This is a genomic window from Chloroflexota bacterium (assembly GCA_018829775.1).
Classification (GTDB): Bacteria; Chloroflexota; Dehalococcoidia; order Dehalococcoidales; family RBG-16-60-22; genus E44-bin89.
Window position 1 is genome coordinate 33,394 of sequence record JAHJTL010000026.1, and the last position, 17,939, is coordinate 51,332.

The 17,939-nt window shown below is 50.6% G+C and carries 19 protein-coding genes; 12 read left to right on the plus strand and 7 right to left on the minus strand.

From position 1 onward, the window contains the following. The first annotated feature begins 4 nt into the window (after positions 1-4). From KKD83_03080 to leuB, 4 genes are all read left to right on the plus strand, one after another. Positions 5-484: an MGMT family protein gene (locus KKD83_03080; GenBank protein MBU2535135.1), complete on the plus strand. Its 480-nt coding sequence runs from the start codon at positions 5-7 to the stop codon at positions 482-484. Between the two features lie 78 nt (positions 485-562). Then, positions 563-1,342: a ParB/RepB/Spo0J family partition protein gene (locus KKD83_03085; GenBank protein MBU2535136.1), complete on the plus strand. Its 780-nt coding sequence runs from the start codon at positions 563-565 to the stop codon at positions 1,340-1,342. Between the two features lie 28 nt (positions 1,343-1,370). After that, positions 1,371-1,874 carry a 3-isopropylmalate dehydratase small subunit gene (leuD, locus tag KKD83_03090; GenBank protein ID MBU2535137.1) on the plus strand — a complete coding sequence of 168 codons (504 nt, stop codon included), beginning with the start codon at positions 1,371-1,373 and terminating at the stop codon, positions 1,872-1,874. A 1-nt stretch (position 1,875) separates the two neighbouring features. Continuing rightward, positions 1,876-2,964, plus strand: a complete 1,089-nt coding sequence (gene leuB / locus KKD83_03095) for a 3-isopropylmalate dehydrogenase (protein ID MBU2535138.1) — start codon at positions 1,876-1,878, stop codon at positions 2,962-2,964. Positions 2,965-2,976: 12 nt separating this feature from the next. Here leuB and KKD83_03100 read toward each other — a convergent pair whose 3' ends face one another. Beyond that, positions 2,977-3,426 carry a VOC family protein gene (locus KKD83_03100; GenBank protein MBU2535139.1) on the minus strand — a complete coding sequence of 150 codons (450 nt, stop codon included), beginning with the start codon at positions 3,424-3,426 and terminating at the stop codon, positions 2,977-2,979. 160 nt (positions 3,427-3,586) lie between these two features. On the opposite strand from KKD83_03100, the gene KKD83_03105 reads away from it, so the two are divergent. The 6 genes from KKD83_03105 to KKD83_03130 all read left to right on the plus strand — a co-directional run bounded on the left by KKD83_03105 (position 3,587) and on the right by KKD83_03130 (position 8,314). Then, entirely contained in the window at positions 3,587-4,180 is a 594-nt protein-coding gene (locus KKD83_03105; protein ID MBU2535140.1) for a hypothetical protein, read from the plus strand. Positions 4,181-4,189: 9 nt separating this feature from the next. Then, positions 4,190-4,891, plus strand: coding sequence for a hypothetical protein (locus KKD83_03110; protein MBU2535141.1), 702 nt, complete (start codon positions 4,190-4,192; stop codon positions 4,889-4,891). A 31-nt stretch (positions 4,892-4,922) separates the two neighbouring features. Next, a complete protein-coding gene (locus KKD83_03115) occupies positions 4,923-5,570 on the plus strand; it encodes a thymidylate synthase (GenBank protein ID MBU2535142.1) in 648 nt (215 codons plus the stop codon). Between the two features lie 17 nt (positions 5,571-5,587). After that, positions 5,588-6,793 carry a hypothetical protein gene (locus KKD83_03120; protein MBU2535143.1) on the plus strand — a complete coding sequence of 402 codons (1,206 nt, stop codon included), beginning with the start codon at positions 5,588-5,590 and terminating at the stop codon, positions 6,791-6,793. 164 nt (positions 6,794-6,957) lie between these two features. Further along, complete coding sequence (locus KKD83_03125) at positions 6,958-7,365, plus strand: methylated-DNA--[protein]-cysteine S-methyltransferase (GenBank protein MBU2535144.1); 408 nt, start codon at positions 6,958-6,960, stop codon at positions 7,363-7,365. Positions 7,366-7,384: 19 nt separating this feature from the next. Beyond that, positions 7,385-8,314 (plus strand): hypothetical protein, encoded by a 930-nt coding sequence (locus KKD83_03130; GenBank protein MBU2535145.1) that lies wholly within the window; start codon positions 7,385-7,387, stop codon positions 8,312-8,314. A gap of 20 nt (positions 8,315-8,334) precedes the next feature. Here the strand turns inward: KKD83_03130 and KKD83_03135 are convergent, their stop codons facing one another. The 6 genes from KKD83_03135 to KKD83_03160 all read right to left on the minus strand — a co-directional run bounded on the left by KKD83_03135 (position 8,335) and on the right by KKD83_03160 (position 15,762). After that, a complete protein-coding gene (locus KKD83_03135; GenBank protein ID MBU2535146.1) occupies positions 8,335-9,969 on the minus strand; it encodes a thiamine pyrophosphate-requiring protein in 1,635 nt (544 codons plus the stop codon). A 139-nt stretch (positions 9,970-10,108) separates the two neighbouring features. Next, positions 10,109-11,077, minus strand: coding sequence for a phosphoglycerate dehydrogenase (locus tag KKD83_03140; protein MBU2535147.1), 969 nt, complete (start codon positions 11,075-11,077; stop codon positions 10,109-10,111). Between the two features lie 166 nt (positions 11,078-11,243). Beyond that, positions 11,244-12,008 (minus strand): SDR family NAD(P)-dependent oxidoreductase, encoded by a 765-nt coding sequence (locus KKD83_03145; protein ID MBU2535148.1) that lies wholly within the window; start codon positions 12,006-12,008, stop codon positions 11,244-11,246. Positions 12,009-12,065: 57 nt separating this feature from the next. Next, a complete protein-coding gene (locus KKD83_03150; protein ID MBU2535149.1) occupies positions 12,066-12,488 on the minus strand; it encodes a RidA family protein in 423 nt (140 codons plus the stop codon). A 277-nt stretch (positions 12,489-12,765) separates the two neighbouring features. Further along, positions 12,766-13,968, minus strand: coding sequence for a CoA transferase (locus tag KKD83_03155; protein ID MBU2535150.1), 1,203 nt, complete (start codon positions 13,966-13,968; stop codon positions 12,766-12,768). An 84-nt stretch (positions 13,969-14,052) separates the two neighbouring features. Continuing rightward, positions 14,053-15,762 (minus strand): thiamine pyrophosphate-binding protein, encoded by a 1,710-nt coding sequence (locus KKD83_03160; GenBank protein MBU2535151.1) that lies wholly within the window; start codon positions 15,760-15,762, stop codon positions 14,053-14,055. A gap of 304 nt (positions 15,763-16,066) precedes the next feature. Between KKD83_03160 and KKD83_03165 the strand changes: the two genes are divergently transcribed. Next, complete coding sequence (locus KKD83_03165) at positions 16,067-16,711, plus strand: flavodoxin family protein (protein MBU2535152.1); 645 nt, start codon at positions 16,067-16,069, stop codon at positions 16,709-16,711. Between the two features lie 104 nt (positions 16,712-16,815). Continuing rightward, entirely contained in the window at positions 16,816-17,895 is a 1,080-nt protein-coding gene (locus KKD83_03170) for a 2-dehydropantoate 2-reductase (protein ID MBU2535153.1), read from the plus strand. Positions 17,896-17,939: the final 44 nt, after the last annotated feature.

Sequence of the window (17,939 nt, forward strand, 5' to 3'; positions counted from 1 at the left end):
AGCGATGGTCAAGATGCGGAAAAGCTGGCGTGAGAAACTGCGTGACAGCAAAGACCTGCCCAGAGTGGTGGAAATTAACGATAAGATGAGCAAGCGGTGGGGAACGGGGACATGTGTCATCCCTGCCCCAATCGAAGTCGATGAAATCATGAGAAGTGTGCCGAAAGGCAGGCTGATCACGATTAACCAGATTCGTGAGTCCCTGGCTCGAAAACACGGTGCCAGCATCGGTTGTCCCATTACCACAGGTATTTTCTGCAATATCGCCGCCCGTGCCGCCGAGGAAGATGCCAGCGAAGGCGGGAAAAAGATTACCCCCTACTGGCGGACGCTGAAATCCAAGGGAGAGCTGAACGAGAAGTACCCGGGTGGGGTGGAGGCGCAGATTGTCCATCTTCAGTCCGAGGGTCATACCGTTGAGCCGGGCAGGGGGAAGAAGCCGCCGGTGATAAAGGACTTTGAGAAGGCGCTAGTGGAGATTTAGAATTGACACTTTGCTTATGACTAAGAAGGAATATCATGCTGAACTCAATTATGAGAAGTTCTATTACGGGGCACTAGCATGGAAATAAAAGATATTAAACTGTCTGAAATTCGCATATCTGAACTGAATACGAGGAAAGACTTGGAGTCAGGAACAGAAGATAGCAGTTTATCTGACCTAGCAAATAGCATAAAAGAAAAAGGATTGCTGAATCCAATAACTGTTAAAAGAAACGAATCTGACACTTACGACTTAATTGTTGGACAGCGGCGCTTTCTTGCTTGTCAAAATCTAGGGTGGCAATCTATTCCAGCAATCATTAGAGATATTGCAGATGATACAGATGGTACCATAATCTCTCTAATAGAAAATGTACACAGGGCAGATATGAACCCTATAGATAAAGCAAGAGCTTATGAAAAGATTTATGAGGAATATAAGGACTACAGTAAGATAGCAAATGAAACAGGTGTGTCAGTAGCAACTATTAAAAGATACCTAAAAATTCTTGACCTTGCCCCATCTATTCAAGAAAGACTCTCAACAGCAGATGGCCCAGCAGGTATAGCAACTTTATCTAAAATAGCCGAGACTTTTCCAGTAGAACAGCAGGAAGAGGTTCTCAATAAAATTGGGGGCTTTAAACAGCAAATACAATTGGAAATGATTAAGAGGAGTGGCGGTAATTTAAGTGAACTAGAGGTTCTAAAAGGCCAAGCATTGGAAGGGGCTTTGGATGTGCGTTTATGTAGAGGTCTTGAAAAGTGTACCTTTATTCCGCCTGAGCTACGAGGATTAGTGAAAAGTGCAGTGGAGAAGTTTAAGAAGGATGGCAGCACTCAAGAGTTGGAGATATAGCAGAGAATCAAAATGGTGAGGAGGCTTCCTGATGCTAAAAGGTAAAGTTTACAAGTACGGCGCCGATGTGAATACCGATGTCATAATTCCGGCGCGTTATCTCAATATCTATGACCCGGTGGAGCTGGCCAAGCACTGCATGGAAGATATTGATGAGGATTTTCTAAAAAGGGTGGAGCCGGGCGACATCATCATGGCGACCACCAACTTTGGCTGCGGCTCTTCGCGGGAGCATGCCCCTATGGCGATAAAGGCAGCCGGCATTTCCTGCGTTATCGCCAAGAACTTCGCCCGCATCTTCTTTCGCAATGCCATCAATATCGGCCTGCCTTTACTCGAGTGTGAGGAGGCGGTGGACAACACCGAATCGGGCGATGTCCTGGAAGTAGACCTCTCTAAGGGGGAGATAAAAAACATAACCAAAAAACTGACCTTTACCGCCAATCCCTATCCCGACTTCATGGCCGAGATTATATCCTCGGGCGGACTGATTGAATATACCAAAAAACGTTTGACGAGCAGGAGGGTTTAGCATGAAATTTAATATTGTGGTATTACCCGGCGACGGCATTGGCCCGGAAATAACCGAGGCCGCGGTCAATGTACTTCAGGTGGCGGGTAAGAAGTTCGGTCACACGTTTGAACTGTACAACGGCCTTATCGGTGGGGTGGCGATTGATGCCACCGGTGTACCGCTGCCGCCGGATGTGTTGAAAATGAGCCGGAAAAGCGATGCCGTATTGATGGGAGCGGTCGGTGACCCCAGGTTTGATGTTCCAGACGCCAAGGCTCGTCCCGAAGATGGTATGCTGGCGCTGCGCAGGAAGCTGGGGCTCTTCGCCAATCTGCGTCCGGTCAGGAATCTTCCAATGCTCGTCAATGCCACCAACCTGAAACCCGAGGTGGTTGAGGGAGTTGATTTCATCTTTGTCCGTGAACTTACCGGCGGACTATACTTCGGCCGACCGAAAAAACGCTGGCAGACGCCAAAAGGCTGGCGGGCAGTGGACACCATGACCTATTCGGAACAGGAGATTGAGCGTATTGTTCGGGTCGGTTTTGAGCTTGCCCGCGGCAGAAAGAAAAAGCTGGTCTCGGTTGACAAGGCCAATGTGCTGGAATGTTCACGGCTGTGGCGACAGGTGGCGACGGGTCTTTCGGCAAAATACCCCGATGTGGAACTGGAGCACATGCTGGTGGACGCTGCCTCCATGCGCCTGATACAGAACCCGAAGCATTTTGACGTCATCGTCTCCGAGAACACGTTTGGCGATATTCTGACCGATGAAGCATCGATGCTGGCGGGCTCAATGGGGATGCTGCCTTCAGCCAGCCTGGCCGGCGTGCCCCAGGAGGGTGTCAGAACCCTTGGCCTTTATGAACCGATTCACGGCAGCGCCCCCCGTCGTGCCGGCCTGAACATGGCCAACCCCATCGCCACCATACTCAGCATGGCGATGATGCTTCGTTACTCCTGTGGATTGGACAGAGAAGCACAGGTGGTCGAGAAGGCTGTCATCGACGTATTGAATGATGGCTATCGCACCTACGACATCATGGACGAAGGCATGACGCAGGTCGGTACCAAAGAGATGGGCGAATTAATCGCCGGGAAAGTGTGATAAGAAGCTGCCTCATTTCTTCTGCATGAGCTCGATGGAGAAACCGCCAACAGCGTCGGTGCCGTAGTAAGCCCATTTCACCGTCGGGGTTTCGGCGCTCTGGGTAATCTTAAACCCTTTCTCGGCCATTTTGGCCGTTTCCTGCTCAATATCGTCGACGAAAAAGCCGATATGCTGGATGCCCTCTCCTTTTTCCTTCAGGAATTCCTTGACCGGCGTATCGCCCTCCAGCGGCTGTATCAGCTCGAAAGTCAGGTCGCCCACACCGCCCTCGGCGTGCCTTAAGTCGAGTTCCCATTCCGCCGGTTTGCCCTGCAAGGTTTTATCCGCCAGCGCTACTTTACCCTGCGGTCCGAGCAGGGGAGGGAATGGCCCTATTCCCAGCGCTTCGTAAAACTTGATTGCCTTTTCCATGTCCCCGACCACCACCGAGACGTGATGGAATTTCCAGTTCTGATGCATGATACGTACCTCCTTTGTAAATGTCAGCTATCTTATTATATAAGGCTGGTTCATCTGCGTGCGCTTATGCTTTATGCTTTACTGGGCATTTAGTATAATACTTAAAAAGGGAAACCTTTGGCAAGTTGAGTTCACTGTAATCGAAGCGGGGGAAACAAATATGGGAGAGGAAATAAAGAGCGCGCTGGAAATAGCCATGGAGAAGGTGGAGAAACTGGGGGAGGTAACGGAAGAGGAACGTATGAAGTGGAAATACGTTCCGGAAGGGGAGAAACTGGCCGCGCGGCACTTAAAACAAAACCTGAATTTACTATCCGAGCTGGGCAAGTTCGAGGAAAAGGCGAAAGGGTACGTTATCGGAGGGGCTCAGGACGTGCTGGTACGGAACGTAGAGCTGCCCAGAAACGATTATTTGCGCAAGAAGAACAAGCGGGTGATGGAAGGGATAAAGCTACTGAAGAATGACAAGGTGAGCGCGGAGAACGTTTTCAGCAAGATGAGGCGTGTTTTTGACCACTATGCGGAGCAGGGCGAACAGCAGCGAAAACAGGCGTATGAGTCGTTGAAGGTTGATGTTGAAGCGAGGATACAGCAGGCGGTTAAGCAGCAGATGGGTTCGCTGGCCAATGTCAGAATCGACGTGGAAAGCCAGCCTCAGTTCCAGGAGGAATGGCGCCATATGCTGGCACAGCTGGACATGCAATATACAAAACTGCTTGATGAATACAAACAGGAGCTGTCGGCAATACCGTAGAGGAATCAGATGACTGCTAACGATGACCGAATTGAATATGCCGTCTGGCGCACCGAGGTGATACGGCTACCGAAACAGAAACTGGCTACTTTCGGCACGACCAATATCCACTACTACCTGCTTACCGAGCCGGCATACGCAGAGCTGACCAGGGAGGTTAATGAGACGGTGGTACGGGAAGGGAGGGTTATTGCGGAAAGGCCGAAGATAGTCACCCCGTACTATCTCTCCCATCTGGAAGGGTTCAGCCATGAAGCTCGCCGTTACCTTGATGCGCTCATCAAGACCTATGGTTCCGATGCCCCGGGCCTCTTTTACACCTACCGAAATGAGCCCAAGGAGCTTAACATTGTCTCGGGGCACTGGCGGACCGTGGTCGACAGGCTTAATGCTGAGATTGATAAGCATGGTGACCCCCTGGCGGCAATCATAAAGGGTGAAGACGAGCTCTGGGATGTGTCATTGCTCAAATTCATCTATGAAGTGGCCAGAGGTTCATTACCGCACCATATCGCACAGATGGGGGCGAGAGGGCTGCTGGACATGGATGCCAGTGGCGTACCCATGGATGCTAGGGTGAGAATCGAGGAGATGTTCCGTCGGGTGATGAAGGGCGAATTCGACCCGGATGAACTGAAGAAGGAGCTCGACCTCTGGAACCTCTTTGCCGAGTACCAGGATAGATTTTTTGCCATCTTCAGAAAGAAGTAGCTGGAAATATGCAGCCGAAAGGACTTGCGGGATGAATATTGCCTTTATTGAAGCACGCGACCTCTCCGAAGCCTGGTTCCAGTGTGTCTGTAAAACGCTGACCGACGGTTTCGAGTATAAAATCGAGCGGGGAAGCTATGCCGGTCAGAACCGGAAGGAGCTTGACTTCGTCGTCGTTAAGATTCAATATCCTGGGACAAGGCCGCTGGTACCCGATGTGCCGCAGGGGGTGCCGCCGCCAAGCACGATGGATTATATAGAGGAATACCTGCCATACCTGATGGCGGCACACCGGAGAGAGGGAGAGCAGTATACCTACGGCCAGTACCTGGAAAAACAGATCGCCGAGGTAATCAAGATGTACCAGGAAGATGGCTATAACACCAATCAGGCCTTTATGGCGGTGGGTGATGCCCAGTCCATCTTTCTTTCCGACCCTCCCTGCCTGAGGGCCATAGACACCCGAATCAGGCATAACAAACTCAACTTCGTGGTCTACTTCCGTTCCTGGGACCTCTGGGCCGGTTTTCCTTCAAACCTGGCGGCAATTCAGCTGCTGAAGGAATATATGGCCAGTGAGGTAGGGGTTGAGGACGGGGAGATAATCGCCATGAGCAAGGGCCTGCACCTCTACGAGTATTCGTGGGAACTGGCTAAAATTGCGGTGAGAATGGATTGAAGATAGAGCTCACAGTAATGGCAGTTTTAATCTCATTTTGTTTACTCGGCGCCGGGTGTGCTGGCACGAAGGATTTTAGCAAACGGTTAAACCAGATTGTCAGGCCTTATCGTTTCCACATCGCGCAGTGGGAGGCCAGTACCTTTGCTGAGGGGGTCAGGGGGGCAATTGGTGGCCGGGACAAGGCAACTGGCGATGAAATGGAACAGGTAAAGGATTACTTTGATACGGTAGAGCGGATTAAAACCGTGACATCTGAGATAGAGGCGATAAAAGCGGGCAACAAGACGGGCGACCTGGCTTCTCTTGAAGCTGAACTGAGTGAATTGCGGCAGAAAAGGGATTCTCTGGTGAATGCTGCGGAAAAGGTCATTGCCGGGCAGATAAAGGAGATACTTACTCGGCAGGATATCTATCATCCAATTGATAAGTACGTAAAGTTTAAAGTAAATTTCCCGCCCTTGAACTTCAAACTGGAGAGACCGCCTCATTTGCTGGTCATCTCTCCCCGGGACAGAATTGAAACCATGCGGGAGATTGTGCTCCGACAGGAAGTTGGGGTGGCAGAAATACAGCAAATTGAAGGAGAAGTTGATAAACTGGGCGTGTCTTCAATCGTGGTAGGACTCGGTGGTTTTGGCGGGACTTACCCGGCATTTGTGACCAACGAGGCAAGTCTGCGATTTACCGTTGACGCGGCGGCAGAGGAGTGGCTGCATCAGTACCTGTTCTTCAAACCCATGGGGTTTCGTTACGCGCTGGACGTGCTGGGTTTAAAACGCGACTATGAAATTGCCACCCTGAATGAAACCGTGGCCAGTATGATTGGCAAAGAGATCGGTGATATGGTTGCGGAGAGTTACTATCCAGATTTGAAAAGCACGGACAGCGAGCAGAGTAAAAAGTCGGAGTTTGATTTCGATCGTGAGATGCGCGAGATACGAAGGGTGGTGGATGGCTATCTGGCGCGGGGTGAAATCGAGCAAGCTGAGGCATTTATGGAGGAGAAGCGACAGTACCTCGCGTCAAAGGGATACCAGATAAGGAAGCTGAACCAGGCTTACTTTGCCTTTTATGGTGCCTATGCCGACCGGCCGACCTCCATAAGTCCCATCGGGGATGAGTTGAAGAGGCTGAGAGAACAGAGTGACTCACTAAAGGAATTCCTGGAAACGGTGTCATCTATGACGAGCCGCAAGGACCTGCTGGAAAGACTGAAATAAAACATTTATGGTATACTGGTGAAGCTCGTATTTTGGTGTCACTTAAGTATACGGGAATCATTGCTGTGGAAACATTTTTCTTAAGCCAATACAAAAGTCCGCTTGGAAAGTATATCATCGGCAGTTCTACTAGCGGCGCTGTCTGCGTCAAAACTGAATCACATATGACATCAATGGCGGCGCGGTGGCGTAAAAGAGGCATCGAAGTCAAAGACGCTAAAGGTCATAATGATGGAATAATCGCTGAGCTCAATGCCTTCTTCACCGGTGATTTGCATCAGTTCAGCGTTCCCGTCGACCTTCGTGGCACGGAGTTCCAACGTCAAGTCTGGAATTTACTCTTGAATATACCTTATGGAGAGACCAGGTCATACGGCCAAATAGCCGGAGCACTGGGACGCCCCGAGGCCAGTCGTGCTGTTGGACAGGCCATTGGCACCAATCCGGTGGCGATTATCGTGCCCTGCCATCGCGTTATCGGGGTCAACGGCGGATTGGTGGGCTATGGCGGTGGACTGCACCGGAAGCAGGCGCTTCTCGAACTGGAAGCCCAACACCTCGGTAAACACTGACTTCTCCTCGCAGAGTGATATGGAACGAGCCACTATTTCTCTGCAGCCCAGGCCACCCTATTCTTTCGCTCTCACTGCTGCCTATGCCACCTTCTTTCGGGGTCGTTACGGTGGGGACGTCTTTGAAGATGGAGTCTATCAGCGATTGCTGGGCCTGGGGGAATGGCTTTGTCTGGCCAGTGTTCGAGCTTCAGGCACAGTGGATTCGCCACTACTGGAGGTAGAACTCCTCGACCCAACTCTTGACGGTGCTATGATAGCCAGAGCACGTGAGCGAATAGGTTGGATACTGGGTATTGACCGGGATATAAAACCATTCTACCGGATGGCAATGAATGACCGGGCGCTGGCGCCGCTTGTTCGGGGGCTGTGGGGCCTTCATATTCCCCATGCGGCATCGGTTTATGAGGCGCTCATTCAGGCAATTCTGGGACAGCAAATCAGTGCCCATGTGGCGCGCAAGCTGCGCACAGACCTCATCGAAATTTATGGTCCAACCCTGGAAGTAGCGGGCACCGTTTACCATAGTTTCCCTCGACCTGATGCTCTGGTGAGCGCCGGGATAGATGGGCTGCGCGCTCTGGGGTTCAGCGCCAGGAAGTCAGAATACATTATTGATATTTCCTCCGGAGTTGTCACCGGGGAACTTGACCTAGAAGGCCTGCACGCGTTTTCTGACGAAGACGTAATCCGAATGCTGACCGGCCTTCGTGGCGTTGGCTTGTGGACGGCGCAGTGGCTGCTTATCCGTGCCCTGGGGCGTGATGATGGCTTCCCCCACGATGACCTGGCTCTCTGCCGCGTCCTCGGGCAGTTACTGAATAAAGGTGAGCCATTGAAGCCGGAAGAGGCTCTGGAGTATTCATCACGCTGGTCGCCCTATCGCAGCTATGTTACTGCTTACCTGTTCGCTGCCATGCGGTCAGGGTATGCTTTCCCGTCGGTGTAGCTTGAAGGTGAGTATACGAATTAAAAACTGGGGAAAGTTATCTCCTCGCCGGTAATGAACTCAAGCAGTGCCGGGCGGTTCTCCTCTTGATTGGCACGGATGGCACGCTGGATGGCCGGTGCGACATCGGCAGGCTTTTCCACCCTTTCGCCATAACCGCCCATGGCACGTCCCATATCAGCATAGTTGCCGCCGAGGTCCCGGCTCTGGTAGCGTTCGTGTGAGATGGGCATGTGATCTGTCTCAATCGCCATAGTAGAGTTGTTCAGCACGATGGTGATAATCGGAATACTACTCCGCGCCGCAGTTTCAAAATCGAGTCCCACCATACCGAAGGCAGCATCGCCCATGAAGTTGATGGCCACTTTATCAGGTTTGGCCAACTTGGCACCCATGGCAAGTCCAAGACCAGTGCCCAGTCCGTGTGATTTACCCCAGCCGAGATAACTGCGGGGAGCAGTCGCTGTATAAAATGGCACCAACTGGTCGCGCGGACTCCCGGCGTCGTGGGTAACGATGGCATCCTTCGGGTCGATGGTGTGCATGAGTTCCCATATGACCCGGTAGGGATTGATTGGCACCTCGTCTGAGGTGAGTTTGCCAAGCCATTCTTTCATCCAGTCATCTTTTATCTTCTTTATTTCGTGAGCGACATTGCCATCACCTTTGCGCCCTTGTTTGCCAAGTCGCTCTTTTATTACCTCAATGAACTGCTGTAGCACCAGTTTGGCGTCGCCGATGATGGGGTAGTCCGTATAATAATATTTGTTAATGTCTCCAGCATCGGCGATGGCTTGAATAATTACCTTTCCCGAAGGTATTTTCGTAGACATAGTATGAGTGGAAAAACTGCAACCAACGCCGAAGATTACATCAGCCTTATCAAGAAAATGATGCACCGGTTTGGTCATAACACGGGCACCTGTCCCCAGGGAGAGGGGATGGTTTTCCGGGAAGGCACTCTTGCCCAACAGGGTGGTCATCACTGGCGCCTGCAGTAGCTCGGCCAGCTCTACCAGCTCATTCCATGCTTCAGCGTAGAGCACCCCCTGACCGGCATGGATAACCGGACAGCGTGCATCCACCAGTACTTGGGCAACTTTATCTATATCATTTGGATCACCAGCAGCCCGTGAGGACTTTACCGGGTGATAATCAAAGGGCTCTATTTCTTGATTGGCAACATCGGCAGGTATTTCCAGCATTACCGGACCTAGCTTGCCGGTGCGCAGTTGAGAGATGGCACGTCGCATGACTTCAGGTATTCGTTCCGCTATGTTAACCTGCTCTATCCACTTGGTTATAGCCTCATAACTACGGATGGAACTGAAATAAGGCTTTATCCAGGCCCGCTCCCGGTGATGACCCAAGGGGAGGATAAGCACCGGTACTGAATCGGAATAAGCCGTGGCCACTCCTGAAAAGGCGTTCTCTGTTCCAGGGCCGTACTGCATGGCAAAGACGCCGAGACGTTTCCCATTCGTAACGCGACTGTAACCGTCAGCGATGCCCACGCCAACACGCTCCTGTCGGCAAACGACAGGTCGCAGCCCGGCTTTAGCCGAAGAATCTATGATGCCTGTGGTTGGGAAGCAACTGAGAAACTCAGCTCCCTCAAGTTTGAGAATCTCCGCGATGGCATCACTAACTTTCACGATAAAACACCTCCAGATTTATATTCTATCGATTTTACCACAAGTGAATTAGAGATTGCATTTGCAGCCACACACAGTCGTTGGGTCGAATCCTACCCCGGCTACTAAAATGATGAATTACCGCCGCCGATACTGGCGGTTATTGCTGGGGAGCAGGCTGGACCACATTGGTGGCATTTCCCTGAAGAAAGTGAATTACATTGTCAACCGCCATGGCCAAGCCAGCCAGTGTGGCTTCCGGGACCATAGCCGCGGTGTGCGGTGACAGGACCGCATTATCCAGGTTACGCAGTGGGTGGTCCGGTGGCAGGGGTTCCTGCGCGAAAACATCCAGGCCGGCACCGGCAATCACACCGTTTGTCAGCGCCTCTACCAGGTCCTGTTCATTGACTATGGAACCACGTGCCGTGTTAATCAATATTGCTGCTGGTTTCATCAGCATCAGTTCGCGTTTGCTGATAAGATTATTGGTCTGCGGCGAGCCCAGTACATGAATTGATACTACATCCGACTGACGCATCAACTCGTCAAGGGCAACAAACTCAACATCGTGCTGTGCAGACCGTTCTGGTGAAGGGTTAAAGGTCCAGGCAATAACCTTCATACCGATGGACTTCCCCAGTTGTATCATCCGTTGTCCAATACTTCCGGTACCAATCACTCCCAGTGTCTTGCCGGAAAGCTGCAAAGCATAGCCGCGTGCCCATCCACCGGCTCGAAGGGTACGGTCATTCTGAGCTATTTTGCGACCTACAGCTAACATTAACGCTAATGACATCTCACTGACTGCCACGGCTGAGTAACCCGGTGTATTGGTAACGGTTATCTTGAAGTCCGATGCTGCGCGTATATCTACGTTATCGAACCCAACCCCATATATGGATATTAACTTTAACTTCGGGCAATTCTTCATTACATCTCGACTGAAGACGCTGGTTGCGCGGATATTAACTACAATATCGGCATCGGCAATTCGATTTAACAATTCTTCATCGCTTAAGGCCCGCGAGTCATAGATACACACTTCACCCAGCTGTTTGAGGCGGTTTTCTTCGGCTGTCCCGGCAAATACTGGCGGCTCATCATCAGGCACAACGATTTTTATCAAAGGAAAACCTCCTGTTCAATATATCGAAATTAAAGCTGCTACAATAGCTTCAACCTCTTAGGCTGGTAGCGTGGGCCGGATTTGAACCAGCTTAGCTGGTGCCATTGAGGCCCGGCCAGCCCCGTTTCCCGCCATGGCGCGACCGGTGACTGTTTTCCCTTAATCCCTATCTGGAGAGCCAACCGCCGTCCACATTCACAATGGCACCGTGCACGTAACCACTGGCTGCTGACGCCAAAAAGACGACCACTCCCTTTAGGTCATCCGGTTCTCCCCAGCACCCCGCGGGTATCCGGTCGAGGATTGCCTTGCTGCGCACGGGGTCCTTGTGAAGTGCTTCTCCCATCCTGGTTACCATGTAACCCGGAGCAATGGCATTTACGTTGACACCATGCGCTGCCCACTCATTAGCCAGCGCCTTGGTTAGCTGACCAATACCACCTTTGCTGGCGGCATAGCTGGGAACCAGAATTCCTCCCTGGAAAGTCAATGCTGATGCTGTAAAGATTACTTTGCCAGAGCCTCTGGCTACCATGTCCTTGCCTATCTCGCGGGTCAGGACGAAGTGGGAGTTAAGGTTAACCTCCATAACTTTGTCCCAGTATTCGTCAGGGTGCTCGACTGCCGGCTTGCGCATGATGGTGCCGGCATTGTTTACCAGGATGTCGATAACACTGTTTTCCGACTTTACCCGCGCAATAAAGTCATACAGGGCCTTGCGGTCTGAGAAGTCGCACCGATAGCCCTTAAAATTTTTCCCCAGAGCTCTTATCTCCTGCTCTAAATCGCTACCGGACTCTTCCAGGGTGGCACTTACGCCAATGATATCGGCTCCAGCCTCAGCTAACCCTAATGTCATGGCTCTGCCAAGGCCATGCTTGCAGCCCGTGACCAGTGCGACCTTCCCATCCAGTTTAAATTGCTCTAGAATGCTCATTTCTACTCCTCCCTTTTTTATCAACTTTTGTCTTCAGGTCTGGTAATGGGCTTAAATAACGGCTATGGCGTTTATTTCTACCAGCATTTCTTTAAAAATGAAGTCTGTGCCTACGAGAGTACTTGCCGGCGGTCTTTCTTTAAAGTATTTGGCACGGATTTCGGCATGTTTATCACGTTGGCTCGCGTCCCGGAGGAAAACGGTAACCTGGACAACGTCATCCAATGTTGCTCCGGCATTAGCCAGTATGGTTTTCATTTTCTCCAAAGCTACTCTCGTCTGGTCCTCAAGGTCACCTTCATTCAATACCCGCCCTTCGGAATCTTTTCTAAGTCCATTTTGCCCGGCAACATATATTTGCTTTGTTATGTTGCTGACGACTACTCCCGGAACATAGTAAAGATGCTTCTTCATTAATTCGTCTTTGTGTTCTTCCGGAAATACATCCCAACCGATTTGTTCTCTCTTTGCCACTTACCAAGGACCTCCTTTATATATTAATGAGTAATTACGATTTTACTTGGTTATATTTATTTGTCAAATCCCTCTCTATTTTAGATTCGATGTCATTCAGGGCCTGCGTCTTTAGAGTATATGCTAGCTGCAGTGAATATGACAGAAAGCAAAGAAAAGCATGGAGGAGGGGCATGTTTCCTGCTCCTCCATGCTTGTTCTACGGATGGGTTCCTTGGTGTCCTGGTAATAGATGATATGAGCAGACCGGAGTTTCTCCGGATATTGCCCCGAGGTTTTAGATTATCCCCCCTTCTTTAAGCTGCTTTATATCCGCATCAGAATAGCCTAATCCCTTTAGCACTTCATTGTTGTGTTCACCCAGTTCGGGTGCGATTCCGGCTTTGGCCGGGGTCTTATGGAACTTCCAGGGGAAACCGACCTCTTTTATTTTTCCAACCCTGGGGTGGTCAACCTCGATTATATATTGATTGGCGATGACATCAGGGTCGACCGCGGCTTCACCCACATCGTTAATCGGAGCGCTTATGACATCGGCTCCACGAAGTAACTTCAGCCAGTGCTCCCTAGTATCAGTAGCAAACAGTCGATCCATAGTATCTGTGAAGGCCTTCTTGGTCTCCGCAGAAGCCGCGATATCTCCTAACCTGGCACAACCGATTCTGTCCAGCTCCTTGTCAAAACCGGTAGCCTCCAGGCCTTTCCGCCAGCGCTCTTCACCAAGCACCTGAATTATAAAGGGCTTGCCATTCTTGTCAGTGAAGGTACAAGTCATGTTCGGTGCCTGGCCAGTGAAGAAACGCATTCGACTACGTGGCATCTGTTCACCAGTCATGAGAACTCGTGACATAGAAAAGCCCATCAGGCGAATCTGGCTACCAAGCAATGAAGTCTCAATCAACTGCCCCTCACCGGTCTTCAGCTTGTGGTACAGGCCCACCATTACCGCTTGAAAATTATGAAAGGCTGCGGTTTCGTCCCCCACAGCGATCTGCCCGGTCGTCACGCGGTTGCCTTCCTCGCCATAACTAAAGCAAATGCCGCCCATCGCCTGGGCTATGCCGTCAGTTCCCGGTAACTTGGCATTGGGCCCGTCTGGACCGTAGGCTGAGGCGCTGAGGTAAACGATACCGGGGTTTATCTTAACCAGGTCCTCGTAGCCACAGCCGAGACGCTCGGCTACGCCGGGACGGAAGTTTTGGGCGAAGACATCGGCATCCTTCACCAGCTTATAGAGTATCTCTCTGGCCTTCTCTGTCTTAAGGTCCAGTGTTATACACTTGAAGCCGCGGTTGTTCGTCTCAAAGTAGGGGCTGATTGGGAACTTGGGTGTCACTCCAAGCTGTCTACCCAGTTCACCTTCCGGTGGTTCTATCTTAATTACCTCGGCCCCCAGGTCGGCCATCATGCTAAACGCGACTGGTGTCTGCTGAAACATGATAACACATACACACTTTACTCCTTCTAATGGACGCGCCATATTGCTGTTACCTCCTTATGCAGTTTCTTCTCTTAATGGGCAAACAAATCTCCCATGCTCCACAAAAGACGCCTAATCTGGCATCTATTCTCCAGCGAAAAGTTTCCTGTAGTACTCCATTCTGCCTTGAAGCTGAGGTGCCAGAACAGTATTATCAGGAATGACATTAATCACAGAAGTCTTCCCTGAATTAAAAGCTCTCTCCAGTGCCGGCTTAAGATGCTGTGGCTCGGTAACTAGTTCACCGTGGCATCCCATCTCAGCGAATATTTTGTCATACCTGATATCGGGCAGTATCCCCCAGTCACAATTCTTCACGTCCTCAGGCAGAATCTCCTTTTGTGCTGTGGAGCCCATCCAGCTGCTGTTGTTGAGAAGCAAGTAACACGCCGGGATATTGTAGCGAGCCGCAGTCTCAATATCAAAGCCGGCAATACCCATACCGCCGTCGCCTAGGAGGTCGACGACCTGCTTCCCCGGTCTGGCCAGTTGAGCGCCCATGGCGATACCCACGCCGTGGCCAACACCGCTCCAGGTGGCGCCATCCAGTATCTGTCCGGCAAAGGAAGCCTTTATCTTGTCAGTGGCGAATCCGGCCATGCAAAAAGAGTCTAGAATAACAGTGGCATCTTTATCCAGGAAATCGAAAAGCTCAGCCGCCACGAAGTGAGGATTAATAGGCTTGTTATCGCGCACCTCATCTATAAGCGCTTTTCCCTTAGCTTCGTCTTCCTCTCTCACCTTGTTTACTATGCTCAACCACTCGCTTCTGTCCGGCTTACTTTTCATCATGTCTTTAGCGCAGTCTATCATCTGCCGCAAGACCGGCTTGGGACTGCCAAAAATTGATAACTCACTGGACAGTCTGGTTGTAAGTTCCTCAGGGTCTTCAGATACCTGGATATACCTGACATTCTCAACTGGAAAACGTGGTGGCATACCAAAGCCCTCAAGCATATTCATTTTTAAGCCGAAGATGGCGATCACATCCGCTTGCATCTGAATTGGTCTTCGGAAGCCGGCGCCGAAGGCTAAGGGGTGGTCCTCAGGCACGGCCCCCCTGCCCATTCTCCGCGTCAGTACCGGAATATCAAGCAGTTCAACGAATTCCCTGAGTTCCTCTGATGCATCAGACCAGTAAATACCATCGCCACCGATAATCACCGGTTTTTTTGCTTCAAGTAACATGCGCGTTGCTTTTTCTACCATTTGGGGGTCGCCCGCTGGTCGGGATGGAGTGGCACAGAGGCCATGTGGCAAGTAGCCTCGTAAGGAACCTTCCTCCCCGGCTACCAGTCCCTGGATGTTTATTGGGAATTCAAGACCCACCGGTCCACAGGGATAGGTTGTAGCATCCCGGATGGCCTTCTGCGTGAAGTAAGCTGCCATAGAAGGGTCAATTATCCGCCTGGTCCACTTGGTGAAATGACCGGATAACGGCTCGGCATATGCCTCTTGGAAAGGGCCCCAACCATCTTCTTCTGTGGCATGCTGCCCGAGAAGACAAATGACCGGGCTCCGGGCTAGATAGGCTTGGTACATAGCCGATATCATATTGCCAAAGCCAGGTCCAGCCGTACCTATGGCTACTCCAACTTTACCACTGGCTCTGGCCCATCCGTCAGCCATGTAGACACCTGACTGCTCATGCCGCATGTGATAGCACTTTATGCCGGCCCTGTCCAGGGCCACCTGAAGCTGCCAGACGTGTCCACCGTGAACACCGGCGTACCAGTCTACACCCTCCTCTTTTAAAATCTTTGCTACTGTGCCCACGACCTTAATCTCTGCCATTTTTACCTCCTTGATTATTTGCTGCCGTTGAATATCTTAAAAAACCCCATTACTGATGTCAAACTTAGGGGCTTTCAACCACTTCAACCAATGTGATATTTTGGGTTATTTTCACATTTTGGCACTAAAATATAATCTATTACGGAAATATTGTCAACAAATGTCTTGAAGTTAGTATAGAACACTTCGCCATTTTAATCCAAGCACCTTGTTGACCCTTTAGATAGATTGTTACCTGTGGATTGTACATGTCGCGCTCATATTGCTACAATTGGTTTTGATTATATTTTTTTTGAGGTGAAACGTGAAAGTTATCGGCTTCAGCTCCGGTGGCATCGGGCATGAGGGTAATACCGACCGCATGGTCGAGGCAATTATGGCCGGAAGCGGACACGAATATGAATTCGTTAAGCTCTCCGAGTTGAACTACTCAGGTTGCAAAGGATGCGTACCGCTCTGTGCCAAACCCCAGGTGTGTCTTTTTGAAGATGACCTCCTGCCATACTATCAGAAAATCAAGGAGGCTGATGCCGTTGTCATCGGCAGTCCGGTCTATTTCCGGAACATCAACGCCAATTGTTTCAGCTTCCTGGAACGCTTTTTCGGATATCGTCATGTCAATAGCGCCATCCAGAGTAAGCCTTTCGTCTTGGTCGTCTGTGGGCATGATAATATAGAAGCCGGCGTGGACTATCTTCAATGGTTCCTGCAACGTTTCGGCGTCAAGATACTGGACATCGTGCGCTACATTTCGCAGTCGCCTCCCTGTCTTAGCTGCGGGCGACATCAGGAGTGCCGCATCGGGGGGCTGTACCAGGTCAGAGGCGAGGCTGCCCACTCCCTGGTTATTGAGCCGGAGCTCTTCCGCAGATGGGAGGATGACCCAGCCACTAGGGAGGCAGTGACAGCTGCCGCCGGGAAACTAAGAGACCTCGGTGACAGCGATTGATTTGATATATTATCAATTTGCAATTTTATCTCTCGCGGTATAATATTCCTACCGATTCAAATGCAAGATTTTCGTCGAACAAATTTATTTTTAGGAGATGGGCTATGAAAAAAAAGATAGCAGTATTGGGGGTTGGGGCTATTGGGGGAACTATAGGAGCTTACTTAATAAGAGCGGGCCACGATATCATACTAATAGACCAGTGGGCGGCACACATAGAAAAGATTCGAAGTGATGGCTTGAAACTCACGGACACTGAAGGTGAGTTCACCGTGCCAGCCAAGGCTCTTCACCTGAGCGATATCAGCGGCGTCCGAGAGCAGTTCGATATAGTATATCTATCGGTTAAATCGTACGACACGCGGTGGTCAACTTACATGATAGAACCGTACCTGAAACCCACCGGTTTTATCCTGCCAGCTCAAAATTCATTGAATGACGAACTGGTAGCAAGTATTGTAGGCTTCAACCGAACCGTTGGCTGCGTACCAGCCATCATCGGCGCAGCCGTATATGAACCAGGTCATATCGTCCGTACTACCCCACTGAACACACATTGCTTCATCGTTGGCGAGCTGTCAGGAATCATAACTCCCAGGGTCACCGAAATTGCGGATTCCTTAAAAATCATCGGTCCCAGCGAAGCAACTAACAATATATGGGGTGCACGCTGGTCTAAATTGATTATTAACTGCATGATGAATACAACCGCTGGACTAGTAGGCCCGTCTATATCCTCATTGAATGATGAACAGCGAAACACACTCAACTTAATCAGAGTAACTGCCGGTTGTGAAGTAATGCGAGTTGCCTATGCCCTCGGCGTAGACGTAGAGCCAATTTGGGAAATTTCTGGGCACGAATTTGCGGAAGCGACCAACACGAATGCCATAAGTAAATTGAAAGATAAATTAGCAGCAGCATTGCAGAAGACATCTCTTACCCCCGAACAGACTAGGAGGGTAGGTGTACCGGCTCGTCCGTCGCTTCTCCAGGATGTGATAAAGGGAAGACAAACCGAGGTGGACTTTCTCAATGGTTATGCCGTTAAGAAGGGAAAAGAGGTGGGAGTTCCCACTCCTATGAACGAGGCTATCGTGGACTTAATGAAAAAAGTGGAGAACGGGGAAGCCAATCCAGACCCATCTGCACTTGACCAACTTAAGGCTTACCTGTTGACTTAAGACAGGCTCACAGGTTATCTCAAGTCCGTTTTCACCGCTTCCAG